This window comes from Pseudomonas sp. LFS074, assembly GCF_047978165.1.
GTDB lineage: Bacteria > Pseudomonadota > Gammaproteobacteria > Pseudomonadales > Pseudomonadaceae > Aquipseudomonas > Aquipseudomonas putida_P.
Map to the genome: position 1 here is coordinate 3371559 of NZ_JBFPFV010000001.1, position 13110 is coordinate 3384668.

General features: G+C 62.4%; 10 protein-coding genes. 3 read left to right on the forward strand and 7 right to left on the reverse strand.

Features of this window, described 5'->3' with window-relative positions; all coding sequences use genetic code 11:
* Positions 1–4: 4 nt before the first annotated feature.
* From ACNQP3_RS15440 to ACNQP3_RS15455, 4 genes are all read right to left on the reverse strand, one after another.
* On the reverse strand, positions 5–1063 hold the full coding sequence (locus ACNQP3_RS15440) for an Ldh family oxidoreductase (protein ID WP_060514097.1): 1059 nt from the start codon (positions 1061–1063) through the stop codon (positions 5–7).
* Positions 1064–1098: 35 nt separating this feature from the next.
* A complete protein-coding gene (locus tag ACNQP3_RS15445) occupies positions 1099–2640 on the reverse strand; it encodes a UxaA family hydrolase (RefSeq protein WP_012272572.1) in 1542 nt (513 codons plus the stop codon).
* Positions 2641–2825: 185 nt separating this feature from the next.
* Complete coding sequence (locus ACNQP3_RS15450) at positions 2826–3779, reverse strand: LysR family transcriptional regulator (protein ID WP_012272573.1); 954 nt, start codon at positions 3777–3779, stop codon at positions 2826–2828.
* A 27-nt stretch (positions 3780–3806) separates the two neighbouring features.
* Positions 3807–4754, reverse strand: coding sequence for a LysR family transcriptional regulator (locus tag ACNQP3_RS15455; RefSeq protein ID WP_012272574.1), 948 nt, complete (start codon positions 4752–4754; stop codon positions 3807–3809).
* A gap of 101 nt (positions 4755–4855) precedes the next feature.
* Between ACNQP3_RS15455 and ACNQP3_RS15460 the strand changes: the two genes are divergently transcribed.
* Positions 4856–6169 carry an L-fuconate dehydratase gene (locus ACNQP3_RS15460; protein ID WP_012272575.1) on the forward strand — a complete coding sequence of 438 codons (1314 nt, stop codon included), beginning with the start codon at positions 4856–4858 and terminating at the stop codon, positions 6167–6169.
* Between the two features lie 66 nt (positions 6170–6235).
* On the forward strand, positions 6236–7537 hold the full coding sequence (locus ACNQP3_RS15465; protein ID WP_012272576.1) for an MFS transporter: 1302 nt from the start codon (positions 6236–6238) through the stop codon (positions 7535–7537).
* A gap of 111 nt (positions 7538–7648) precedes the next feature.
* Here ACNQP3_RS15465 and ACNQP3_RS15470 read toward each other — a convergent pair whose 3' ends face one another.
* From ACNQP3_RS15470 to ACNQP3_RS15480, 3 genes are all read right to left on the reverse strand, one after another.
* Positions 7649–9001 carry a GntR family transcriptional regulator gene (locus tag ACNQP3_RS15470; RefSeq protein WP_264316155.1) on the reverse strand — a complete coding sequence of 451 codons (1353 nt, stop codon included), beginning with the start codon at positions 8999–9001 and terminating at the stop codon, positions 7649–7651.
* On the reverse strand, positions 9001–10386 hold the full coding sequence (locus ACNQP3_RS15475) for a hypothetical protein (RefSeq protein ID WP_264316156.1): 1386 nt from the start codon (positions 10384–10386) through the stop codon (positions 9001–9003). The genes ACNQP3_RS15470 and ACNQP3_RS15475 overlap by 1 nt, the downstream gene beginning before the upstream one ends.
* Before the next feature lie 520 nt (positions 10387–10906).
* Positions 10907–11929, reverse strand: a complete 1023-nt coding sequence (locus ACNQP3_RS15480) for a zinc-dependent alcohol dehydrogenase family protein (RefSeq protein ID WP_264316157.1) — start codon at positions 11927–11929, stop codon at positions 10907–10909.
* Positions 11930–12135: 206 nt separating this feature from the next.
* Between ACNQP3_RS15480 and ACNQP3_RS15485 the strand changes: the two genes are divergently transcribed.
* On the forward strand, positions 12136–13050 hold the full coding sequence (locus ACNQP3_RS15485) for a LysR family transcriptional regulator (RefSeq protein ID WP_012272580.1): 915 nt from the start codon (positions 12136–12138) through the stop codon (positions 13048–13050).
* Positions 13051–13110: the final 60 nt, after the last annotated feature.

Here is a 13110-nt window from a genome sequence, read left to right on the forward strand (position 1 = left end):
TGCATCAATGGGAAAGTGCCGGCAGTTGCAACTGCCCGGCCAGGCGGTCAAGGTCGGCCACCACCTGAGGCGAAAGATTCACGCCCTGCTCCAGGGCCTGGCGACGCAGGGCAAGGCCAGCTTGCCCAGGCAAACGCACTGGGCGCTCGGGGTCGAGCGGGCGGCTGGCAAGTACCAGTCGGCCCAGGAAGCTGGTTTCATCGGTGAACGCTTCCAGGCCGCCAAAGAAGCGCGGGTCGATGACCACGGCAGTAGCCGAGGCACCCCACTGCTCTGGTGCATCCTTGCGCCCGTGGCCGCCCAAGCCCGACGTCAGGGCTTCAACCAGCAGCGCCAGGGCGAAGCCTTTGTGGCCAAAGGCCTGGCCACCCAAGGGCAGGATGCTGCCTTGCGGGCGAGTGAAGAAATCACCTGGGTCGTCGCTCAGTTGCCCCTCATTGCTCACCACTACCGGGTGCGGCAGGCGGCTGCCGGCATCGCGGCATTGGCCGACCAGGCCGAGGGTGACGGTGGACATGCTGACATCGAGCAGAATCGGCTCGCCCTGGGTCGGGATACCGGCAGCAATCGGGTTGGGGGTGTACACCGGGTCAATGCCGCCATGGGCGCAAACCAGCCCCAACGAAGGGTCCGAAGAGTAAACCATGGCCACCAAGCCCTGGTCGGTGTAGGGCTTGAGGTAGGCAGCCAGGCAGCCGATATGCGCCGCACGGCGCACCACTGCAATACCGATGCCCTGTGCGGTCGCGCCCTTGGCCGCACAGTCCAGGGCCCGGCTGACGCAATACGGCCCCAACACATAATGGCCGTCGAACAAGCTGGAAATGCCACTGTCCGCGACCTGTTCCAGCGCCTGCGCGCGGGCCTTGACGTGCCCGCTGAGCATACCGTCGATGTAGCGGCTGACCAGGTTCAGGCCATGGGTACGATGGCCGAGCAATTCGCCTTCGAGCAGCACCCGGGTCACCGCCTGGGCGACATCGGCATCGGCACCGGCTTTGGTGAACAGTCGCTCGACAAACGTGGTCAGTGCTTGCGCGTCGTACTGCGTGTTTTGAGTCATGGCAGTTACCTCGAAAAGGGGACGGGAGCGGTCGATCAGGTCACTGCCCCAATCTGCCAGGGCACGAATTCGTTCTGTCCATAGCCGTGCTGTTCGCTCTTGCTGCGTGCTCCAGAGGCAATGCGCAGCATCTGTTCGAAGATGAATGCGCCGCGCTCCTCGATACTGGTAGAGCCGTCGGCGATGCCACCGCAATTGACGTCCATGTCCTCTTGCTGGTGCTCGAAGACCCGGTTGTTGGTCGCCAGCTTGATCGACGGTGCCGGGGCACAGCCGTAGGCCGAACCACGGCCGGTGGTGAAGGCGATCAGGTTGGCCCCCCCGGCCACCTGACCGGTGGCCGATACCGGGTCGTAGCCAGGGGTGTCCATGAACACCAGGCCCTGGGCACGCACGGCTTCCGCGTACTGGTACACATCGACCAGGTTGCTGGAGCCAGCCTTGGCCACCGCCCCCAGGGACTTCTCGAGGATGGTGGTCAGCCCCCCTGCCTTGTTGCCGGCCGAGGGGTTGTTGTTCAGTTCGGCGTTCATGCGCTGGCAGTAGTCTTCCCACCAGCGGATGCGCGCCACCAGCTTTTCGCCCACCTCACGGCTTACCGCGCGGCGCGTCAGCAAGTGCTCGGCACCGTAGATTTCCGGGGTCTCGGAGAGGATCGCGGTGCCACCGGCTGCCACCAGGCGGTCGACAGCATTGCCCAATGCCGGGTTGGCGGTAATCCCCGAGTAACCATCGGAGCCGCCACACTGCAGGCCGACCACCAGGTGCCGGGCGCTGACCGGCTGACGCCGCACCTGATTGGCCTCGGCCAGCAGCGTCTTGACCTGTGCGATACCGGCTGCGATGGTTTTCGACGTGCCACCAATCCCCTGGATGGTGAATGCGCGCAGTTGCGCGCTGGCCTGCAGGCCCTGGGTTTCCAGCAGGCTTTCGATCTGGTTGGTTTCGCAGCCCAAACCAATGATCAGCACGGCAGCGAAGTTGGGGTGAACGGCATACCCGGCCAAGGTGCGGCGCAGCAGGCCAAGGGCTTCGCCGCTGGGGTCCACTGCGCAACCGGCACCGTGGGTCAGGGCCACCACGCCGTCGATGTTCGGATAGTCGGCCAGCACCTCGGGATGGATGTCACGGCGAAAATGGTCGGCCACGGCGCGGGCCACGGTCGCCGAGCAGTTCACCGAGGTAAGAATGCCGATGTAGTTGCGGGTAGCGACCCGGCCATCGGCGCGCACGATGCCCTGAAACTGTGCGGTGCTGCCCGGCTGAGTGCGGGTATCGACACCAAAGGCATAGTCACGGGCAAAATCGCCCATCTGCACGTTGTGCACATGGACATGGTCCCCAGCGTCGATAGCCTGCGAAGCGAAGCCGATGATCTGCCCATAACGGCGCAGCGGCTGGCCCTGCTCCACACGCTCGGTGGCGAGCTTGTGGCCCGAGGGAATTGGCTGGCGCACGGTGATCGCCTCGGCATCCAGGCGCAGCCCTTGCGGCAGGGCCTGGCGAGCAATGAGCACATTGTCCAGCGGGTTGAGGCGGATGACGGCTGGGTCACCGGATTTGGCAATCAGTTGCATGGGACCTCTCAGGGCGGTGCGGCTGACTTCTTGTTATGGCTGTCGCCACTGTAAGAAGCCTTGCGCAACATTCCCAATGAGATGATCCGATCGAACGATAACCTGGCGTTATCGCAACAAGATATCGGTGCGAAATCTTCAATCGACTATGGGGGCCATTGGGTCGTGCAGCAGCCCCCCGCTTCCTATGCTAGCGCTGCCCTGCGACGTTGTGCGCCCTCCAGCAAGATCTCGACAAACGCGCGGGCCGAAGCACTCAGCGGTTCATCCTTGCGGGTGACCACACCATACTCCAGCGCCGGCACATGCAAGGGGCTGTGCAGCTCCTTGAACTGCCCGCTGGCCAACTGCGCAGCAACCATCGAGCGCGGTAACATGGCGATCATCGGGGCTGATTGCAGCAGTTGCAGGAACATCGGCATGGAGATGGTCTCCACGCTGTCGGCGGGCGTTGCGATACCGGCCACCCGAAACGCCTGCTCCAGGCGGTTGCGGATCGGCGTGCCCACCGGGTACAGCACCCACGGCCAGTCGCCGAGTGCTTCCAGTGGCGTGCTGTCGAGCTGGTTGAGCGGGTGCTCGCTGTTCACTACCAGGCTGAAGGGCTCGGGCTCCAGCGGCTGGAAGTCGAACAGTTGGCTGAAACGCTCTTCGGTGAAACGGCCAATCATGATGTCCAGCTTGTTCTGCTCAAGCATGGTCAGCAGGTGATCACTGGAATGCTCCACCACTTCAATCGACAGCAATGGGCTGCGTGCCTTGATGGCGGCGATGGCCTGCGGCAGCACCAAGGCGGTTGCGGCAAAGATCCCACCAACGCGGATAAAGCCATGCCCGCCGTTACGCAGGCGGTTGACCTGGTCGACAAACTGTTGCGACTCGGCCAGCGCACCCTGGGCGTAACGCACCACGTATTCACCCAGCTCGGTGGGCGGCATGCTGCGTGGCAGGCGCTCGAACAGGGCAAAGCCGAACTGCTCCTCAAGGTCACGCAGCATCTTGCTGAGTGCTGGTTGGCTGAGGTTCATGCGTGTGGCAGTAGCGTGCATGTTGCGCGTGCGCGCCAGGGTATCGATCAGCACCAGGTGCTTGTAGCGGATCCAGTTGCAAAAACTGGAATGGGTCATGTCCGGCGGCATAGACGCAGGGCCTCGTGCGGGTGAAAGTTATTGAGCGCGCAAATAGCCCAGCAAGGTATCGAGGGCAACCGAGTTGGGCCGCGAACGCAGGGTCAGCACGCCAAGGTTGGCCATGGCCAGAGGAAGTTCCACGGGCAGGATGGCGACCATGCCATAGCGGGCATAGTGCTGGGCCACGTCATTGGGCACCACCGCGATCATTTCAGACGCTTCGAGCATGGCAGTGGTCGCCAGGATCGAGGCGGTTTCGACGATATCCAGCGACTGCACCATGCCCCCGGCCTGCAATGCGCTTTCGACGCGGCGGCGCATCGGGCTGCCGATGGGGTGCAGAATCCAGGTCAAGTGCACCAGATCGGCTAGCTGCAGGCAGGCGACTGTAGCCAAGGGATGGCCTGCGCGGGCAATCACGCGCATTTGTTCACCGCCTTCGAACAGCTCGATGTTCAACGCCTGGCTGTCGCTCTGGTCCGGCAGGCGCCCCACCACCATGTCGAAGTCGCCACGCAGCAAGGCGGGCAGCAAAGTATCGCTGGTGCCTACTTCCAAGGCGATGCGCACGTTGGGGTGGTCGCGTTTGTAGGCCAGCACCGCCTTGGTCAGCACACCCGGTACCGGGCCCATGACGCTGCCCACCCGCACCAGGCCGGAAGCCCCGCGCGCCAGTTCGGCAATTTGCGCCTGGGCATGCTCGAACTCATGCAACGCGTTCTGCGCATAGCGGATCATCACCTCGCCATACAGCGTCGCTTGCATACCCCGTGGCAGGCGTTCGAACAAACGCACCCCCAGGCGCTCCTCGAGCTGCTGCAGCAACAGGCTGGCAGCCGGTTGCGTGGTGTGCATCGCGGCCGCCGCACGGCGCAGGTTGCCGAATTCGCCCAAGGCATTGAGCAACGTGATCTGCCGGCTGGAGATCTTCAGTGCGCCGAGGCTGGCAGGCACCTGGGTGTTGTCGGTTGACGAGCGAGACATATCGAATCCGGTATCGCTGGTTAAGATTTGGCGATTATGCCTGTATCGCTCGACAACCTACAGTCAGCGCTCCCAGTGCTTGAACAGAACAAGAGCCGACCATGAGCATACGTATTACCCACCTGAGCGTTCGTGACATCCGTTTCCCCACTTCGCTGTCGCTGGATGGCTCCGACGCCATGAACAGCGCCCCCGACTATTCGGCGGCCTACGTGGTGCTGCACACTGACGCAGCAGCCCTTGAAGGCCACGGCCTGACCTTCACCATCGGCCGTGGCAACGAGATTTGCGCGGCAGCGGTGCAGTCGCTGGCCCCCCTTATCGTCGGCCTTACCCTTGAAGAAATCACCGCCGACATGGGCGCTTTCTGGCATCGCTTTACCGTCAGCGACAGCCAGCTGCGCTGGCTGGGCCCGGAAAAGGGCGTGATCCACCTGGCCACTGCCGCCATCATCAATGCCGTATGGGACCTGTGGGCCAAGCACGAGGGCAAGCCCGTCTGGAAGCTGCTGGCCGACATGACACCCGAACAGCTGGTGCACTGCCTGGACTTCAGCTACGTCACCGATGTGCTCACACCCGAAGAAGCCATCGCCCTGCTGCGCCGTCAGGCACCGGGCAAAGCCCAGCGCGAGGCGCAGATGCTGCGTGAAGGCTACCCAGGCTACACCACTGCACCGGGCTGGCTGGGCTACAGCGAAGAGAAAATGCGCACGCTGGCCCGCGAGGCCGTGGCAGACGGTTGGACCCATATCAAGCAGAAGATCGGTGCCGACCTGGAAGAGGACATCCGCCGCGCCAGCATCCTGCGCGAAGAAATTGGCTGGGACCGCACCTTGATGATGGACGCCAACCAGGTGTGGAGCGTGGAGCAGTCTATTGCCAACATGCGCCGCCTGGCTGCCTTCGAACCACTGTGGATCGAAGAGCCGACCAGCCCCGACGACATCCTCGGCCACGCCACCATACGCCAGCGCATCGCGCCGATTGGCGTGGCCACCGGTGAGCATTGCCATAACCGGGTGATGTTCAAGCAGATGTTCCAGGCCGGTGCGCTGGACTTCTGCCAGCTGGACGCAGCCCGCCTGGGTGGCCTGAACGAAGTGCTGATCGTACTGCTGATGGCGGCCAAGTACGACGTGCCGGTGTGCCCGCACGGCGGTGGCGTCGGGCTGTGCGAATATGTGCAGAACATTGCCTTGTTCGACTACATCGCGGTGTCGGCCTCGTTGCACAACCGGGTGCTGGAGTATGTCGACCACCTGCACGAGCACTTCATCGACCCGGTGGTGATCCGACGCGGGCGCTACATGCCGCCACAACGCCCCGGTTACAGCATTGAAATGCACGCCGAGACCCTGGAGCGCTACCAGTACCCCAATGGCGCAGTGTGGCTCGACATCAACCGCTCCTGACCCACAGACCTGGGTGTGCCGTGGCCACACGGCACGCCACCAGCACTTTTCATGGGGAAAAAAACAATGACAACCCTCACCCGCGCAGCGGCTTCGGCCCCTGCCGCCACGAACGAACAGCGCCTGAACAGCTTGCTGCTACGCAGATTGATGCCACTGCTCATCGTCGTCTACGTGATGAGCTTTCTTGACCGCACCAACATCGCCCTGGCGAAAGCGAGCATGGGCATCGACCTGGGCCTTTCGGCAGCAGCCTATGGCCTGGGCGCTGGCTTGTTCTTTCTCACCTATGCCCTGGCCGAAGTGCCCAGCAACCTGATCATGCACCGGGTGGGCGCGCGCTTCTGGATCACCCGCATCATGATTACCTGGGGCCTGCTCTCGGCGGGCATGGCCTTCGTCCAGGGTGAAACGTCGTTCTACATCATGCGCCTGTTGCTGGGGGTGGCCGAAGCGGGCCTGTTCCCCGGTGTAATGTTGTACCTGACCTACTGGTTCGACCGCGAACAGCGCGCCCGCGCCACCGGTTACTTCCTGCTGGGCGTGTGCCTGGCCAACATCCTCAGTGGCCCGCTGGGCGGTGCCCTGCTGGAAATGGATGGTGTGCTGGGCTGGCACGGCTGGCAGTGGCTGTTCGTGCTCGAGGGCCTGCCTGCCGTGGCCTTGGCCTTCGTGGTGTGGAAAAAGCTGCCGGACGGCCCGGCCTCGGCGCCCTGGCTGTCGGCCGCCGACGCCCAGGACATCGAACGCCGCCTGGCCGCCGAACGGGCTGCCGCACCGCAGCAGAGCAAGCTGGGGCAGATGTTCCGCGACCGGCAGATCTGGCTGGCGATCGGGGTGTACTTCGTGCACCAGATCACCATCTACACGGTGATTTTCTTCCTGCCCGGCATCATCAGCACCTACGCTGCCCTATCACCCTTCCAGGTCGGCCTGCTGACAGCAGTGCCCTGGATTGCCGCTGCCATAGGCGCCGCCACCTTCCCACGCCTGGCCACCTCACCGCGCCGCTGCCGCACGCTGCTGTTCTTCGGCCTGTTGACCATGGCCACCGGGTTGCTGCTGGCATCGCTGAGCAGCTCCTTCATTGGCCTGATCGGTTTTTCCCTTACCGCACTGATGTTGTTCGTGGTGCAGTCGATCATCTTTGTCTTCCCCTCCAGCCGTCTGAGCGGTAACGCACTGGCGGCGGGCCTGGCCTTCGTCACCACCTGTGGCCTGTTGGGTGGCTTCGTCGGGCCGTCGGTGATGGGGTTGATCGAGCAGACCACCGGTAGCACCCGCCATGGTCTATGGATCATTGCAGCATTGCTCGTATTGGCGGCACTGGTCAGTACCCGTTTGCGCCAAGGGCAGGAACAACACTAAGTAGTACGCAATTTCACGCCCCTGCCAGGAGCAGCCTTGTGTTACGAAAAAGCCATGAATGCCTCATGCAGTTATTTGGCATGCCGACCCTTTCGCAGCACAAGGCTACTGCTACAGGTTGCGAGTACGACGCCCGCAACGCGGCTCCAACGCCTGTGCCAAGCGCGTTACCGCCTGTTGCAGATCATCCGGGTGCCCCCCCAACCACATCAATGCCAGGTATTGCGTGTAGCGCCCCTGCAGGCTGAACTGCTCGCCGGACAGCACATGCAACGGTGAGCCTGCCAACGCTGCGTTAATACCCTCCCACACCAGCGGCTGACGGAAGCGCACCCACAGCATCTGCCCGCCTTGCGGCATCTCCAGCACCACCCGCTGGCCGAATTGCAACGCCAGCACACGCGCCAGGCATTGCGTGCGCCTTTGCAGGTCCAGGCGTAACTGTACCCATTGCGTCTCGATTTCCCCCTTGCCCAGCATGTGCGCAAGCGCCTGCAAGCGTAGCGGCGCCAGCCGAAATGCTCGCTCGGCGAACGCCTTGGCCAACTCGGCGTCACGGCTCAGTAAATAGGCATACGGCGCTTCGGGCCCCACCGCAGCCTCGAACGTGCCCATCACCAACAGCCAACGCGGGTCCACCCAGTCGCGCAAGCGTTTGTTCGGTGGCCCGCTGTAACAGAGTTCGCTGTCCAGGTCGTTTTCCAGCAACCACACAGGGTACTGGCCAAGCAATAGACCAAGCTGCTGCTGATAGTACGGTGAAAGCAGCCGCCCTTGTGGCATGCCCAGGCACGATGGCATGACCAGCATGTTTACCGGCTCGCTCCCCAGCAACCTGGCCAAGGCAGGCAGGTCTGGGTTGCTCTGAGCATCCAGTGGCACCTCCAATACGCGCATGCCAGCACGCGCCAAGGCGCGTAAAACCTGCCAGCAACAGGGCGAATGTACCAGCACAGTACCGCCATGCAAGGCCAGCGCCGCGAGCAGTGTCTCGATCAACGCCAGCACATCGGGGGCCAGTTGCACATCATCGGCACGCCAGTACTGGCTGGAGGAGCGGGTATAGCGTTCAGCAATGGCATTGCGCAATCGGGTGCTGCCAAGCGCATCCCAGGGTGCAACGCTGCAGTCACGTTGGCGGGCCAGGCGCCGCTCGTGGCCTAGCAGAATGCGCTCCAACAGCGGCTGCGCCGGCAAGGGAGGCTGCCTGTGCGTAGCCACGGCCTGTTCTTTGCCAGCGTTATCCACGTAATAGCCCGACCTCGGCCGGCAGTGCACGCGGCCCTCTTCTTCCAGCAGGCTATAGGCATTCTGTACCGTGGCCAACGACACCCGCAGCCGCCGGGACAGCGCACGCAATGACGGTAACCGGCATGGGCCATCGCCAGCAGCCTGATCGATCAATGCTTCCAGGTAGCGATACACCTTGCGATACGCGAACTCGCCGGCGGTCGCTCGCCCCATCAAGGCAGCCCCACAAAGCCGCGCCGCCGCCCCGACGCCTGCCGCGGCAACAACCTCAGGTGCACATCGCGGCGGGCCAGATAGTTAAGCAGACGCCAGGCAGTCAGCGGCAACTGCCCGGCATAAATCGCCCGCAATTGGCCCAGCGGCATGCCACTTGTGTTCACCAACCAGGCTTTTACCGCATCGGGGCAGGGTTTGCCTTGCAAGGCCCTGTGCAGGTACGGCAACGCTACCAGCATGTCGGCATGCCGACACTGCAAGAACCGCTCGAGATTTTTCCCCTGCCTGGCAAAGGGGCTGAACAGCAAGCACACCAATTGGGTCTGATTGATGCCGTAGGCTTTGCCGAGTTGCAACTGATGTGCCTCGCGCTGTTTGCTACCGGCCACCTGCCCTGCCAGCCGCAGCGCTGGACGACCAGCCTGTGGCTCCAGACTGCGCGCACGCAGTTGGTGCAACTGTGCCATGGTTAGCGAGTCGACGAATTCCGACAGTGGCAAAGCATCCGGGACGGCCTCGAAACCACACCCCAGCATGGCATCAAGCGGCTGCTCTTCAAGCAAGTGCGGCAGCAAGTCATCAAGGGCTAACAGCCGCACCGTCGCCCCTTCCGGTGCAGCACCCAATGCCGGCTCTACCAGGCTACCCTGCGCGCCACCGGCAGCGCCATGTAACCGGCCCAAGCCATTCACCAGCGCCGCCAGGCACTGGTGTACCGCATACGGACCGCGCTCCCCGGCAAGGCGCAGGCTACGCCTCGCCCACGCCAGGTATCGACGGCGCTGAAAGGCGGGTATAGCCGTGACCAATGCATCGGCGGGCGCCTCTGCCAGCAGCGCAAAACCAACGGCACCCGCCAGTTCCAGGTGCAAGCGGCTACCCAGCAGGGCTTCGGGCCTGGCATCGATCAGGTGGCCGAACATCAACATGGCGTCCTTTGCCAGTAGCCAATGCTCGGGCGTTGCCGAGGGCCGACGGCTGAACGGCACAACCGTGCACCCCTCGATCATCTGCAATTGCACCCGCGGGTCATCCTGCATGAACAAGGCGCTGAAACTGCGCTCGTGAGCCTCCAGCGTGGCACCATCGACAACCGGCAGGCTGACCACCAGCACCCGCAACTGGAAGGTCTCCGGGGCACGCAGGGCAATACTCAGTTGCGCGGCACGCAGCATGGCCAGCAGCCGGATGCCCTGGGGATCACTGCCTTGCAATACCTGCAAACGGAAGGTACCGATGTATTCGGGCCCGCCGGCAGCAACCAGCAGCCGTTGTATCAGCAACTGCAGGGAAGCACGTTGTGCCTGGGACATGTGGCTCAGCAAGCGTTCGAGCACTTGCTGGTAGATATAATGCATTGCCTGGTCGTGAATAGCAGTCACGAAATCACCTCATCAACTTCATGCAGCCAGCGAATGCCGAGCCAAACACTGGCGCGTCGACATACCCTGAACTTTTCCAGAAGAAATTTCCTACAACAAAATGAAAGTAATGACGTAACCCTTCACTGTCGCCAAGCCATCGAAAAATAACCACCACTGCGACGGCCAGCCGCTGCCACACACCGCCCTACTCCAGGCATAGCCATGCTCATTCCACGCTCCTTGCGCAAACTATCATTGGGCCATTATCGAGAGGAATTCAGAGCGAATTGAAGACACAGTTCACGGTAAAAAAACCATTCAGCAAAAGTGCGACCCCACATTGCACCCCAGAGAAAAAGAGTTCAAGCCTGAATACTTGGCGCAATATTTCCAACACCCCGAAAGTCATCGACCAGAATGTAGTCCATGTCGTATTTAATTGTAGGAACGCTCCTACTTTTTAAGACTTAAATCATTTTACCCCACGCATAAAAAAACCCGGGACGCTGCCCGGGCTTTCCGATAACACAAAGAACCGTCAGTGTTGTGCCATGTCCAGCACCACACGTCCGCCACACGGGCATTGGTCCATATAGCGATGCGCCTCCACCACCTGCTCGAACGGGTACACCTTGATGATCTGCGGTGTCAGCAACTGGTCGGCAGTGAACTGGTTGATATCGCGCAAGGCACGCTGCAGTGCCACCTGATCCTGGCTGATACCAAGTTCTGGTTTGCCGGTGAAATTGCCGATGCAGTGGACATAGAACTGAATGTTCTTCTGAAATGCCGCACAGGCCGGGAACGGCGTCTGGTTGCCGCCTTGCAGGCCATACAGCACCAGGCTACCACGCGGTGCCAGCACATCACCCAGCAGCGACATCTGCGGCCCACCCATGCCATCGAGGACCATGTCCACGCCACGGCCATCGGTGTACTTGCCAATCTGCAGCAGCAGGTCCTGCTCTTCGGTAACGATCACTTTGTCGGCACCCAGGCCCAGCAGGTACTCACGCTGCTCCGCTTCCTTGGTGGCGGCGAACACTTTCAGCCCCAGTGCCTTGCCCAGTTGCACGAAAGCAGGGCCGGCGCAATGGCTGGCATCGGTGACCAACGCAGTCTGACCCGCCTTGGCCCGCGCCAGGTCGACGTAGGCGAAATAGGCGATCAGCAGCGGCGTATAGTGCACGCTGGCCTCAATGGGGGTGAGTACATCCGGGTAGCGGGTAATGGCAGTGCGCGGCAGCACGATGACATCACCATACACCGGGTGGTCGTTGGCACTGGTGGCCGGGAAGCTGGCAACCCGATCACCGACGGCAATGTCTTCGACCCCTTCACCGACCGCAGTCACCACCCCAGCCATTTCGTGGCCGATCCCCGCTGGCAGGCGTGCCTGGGATGGTGCCAGGTTCTGGCGCCAAAGCACGTCATACCAGCTGACGCCAATCGCCTCGACGCGGATCTGTACCTCGTCGACAGCGGGTGACGGTTCGGCCTGCTCCTCGCAACGGAGCACATCGGCAGCGCCGAACTTGTGGAAACGGATCATGCGGGACATCGCATACCTCGCCTTTGTGAACCTCTAATTACCACTGACTTTATCCGGGCTTTGCTCGTTAGACCATCAGTGGTCATTAATAGTCGACATGCTTGTCATCGATTGGGCACCTGACTTTCCCTGCGATTGGTCCCCCTAAACCCGTGCAGGGTAACAGCCTTTGGCCTTAAGATTCACCCCTGCCCCACTTTAGGCGAAGCACACCGATGAATCGAAACGACCTGCGTCGCGTAGACCTCAACCTGCTGATCGTGTTCGAAACGCTGATGCACGAGCGCAGCGTGACCCGTGCCGCGGAAAAACTGTTCCTCGGCCAACCGGCCATCAGCGCAGCCTTGTCGCGCTTGCGCAACCTGTTCGACGACCCGCTGTTCGTGCGCACCGGCCGCAGCATGGAGCCATCGGCACGGGCCCACGAGATCTTCGCCCTGCTGTCGCCGGCGCTGGATTCGATTTCCACGGCGGTCAGCCGCGCCGCCGAATTCGACCCAGCCACCAGCAACGCAGTGTTCCGCATCGGCCTCTCGGATGACGCCGAGTTCGCCTTGCTGCCGCAACTGCTCAAGCGTATTCGCGCCGAAGCCCCTGGTATCGTGCTGGTGGTGCGACGGGTCAACTACCTGCTGATGCCCACGCTGCTGGCCTCGGGCGAGATTTCGGTGGGTGTCAGCTACACCAGCGAACTGCCGGCCAATGCAAAGCGCAAGGTGCTGCGCCGCAGCATGCCTAAACTGCTGCGGGCCGACAGCGTACCCGGCAACATCACCCTGGACGACTTCTGCGCACGGCCGCATGCACTGGTGTCGTTTGCCGGGGACCTGTCTGGCTTCATCGATGAAGCCCTGGAAGAACTTGGCCGCAAGCGGCATGTCGTGCTGGCGGTGCCGCAGTTCAACGGGCTGGGGAGCTTGCTGGCGGGCACCGATATCGTCGCCACGGTGCCGGACTACACCGCAGAGGCGTTGACGGCGGCGGGCGGGTTGCGCGCCGAGGACTTGCCCATACCCGTGCGCAGTTTCGAACTGCACATGGCCTGGCGCGGGGCGCAGGACAACGACCCGGCGGAGCGGTGGCTGCGGTCGCGGATACAGATGTTCTTCGGGGACCCCGATAGTCTGTGAGTGAATTCCACTGAGCTCCATAAAGCCAATAAAAATCAGTACTTTATGATAATTGGAATC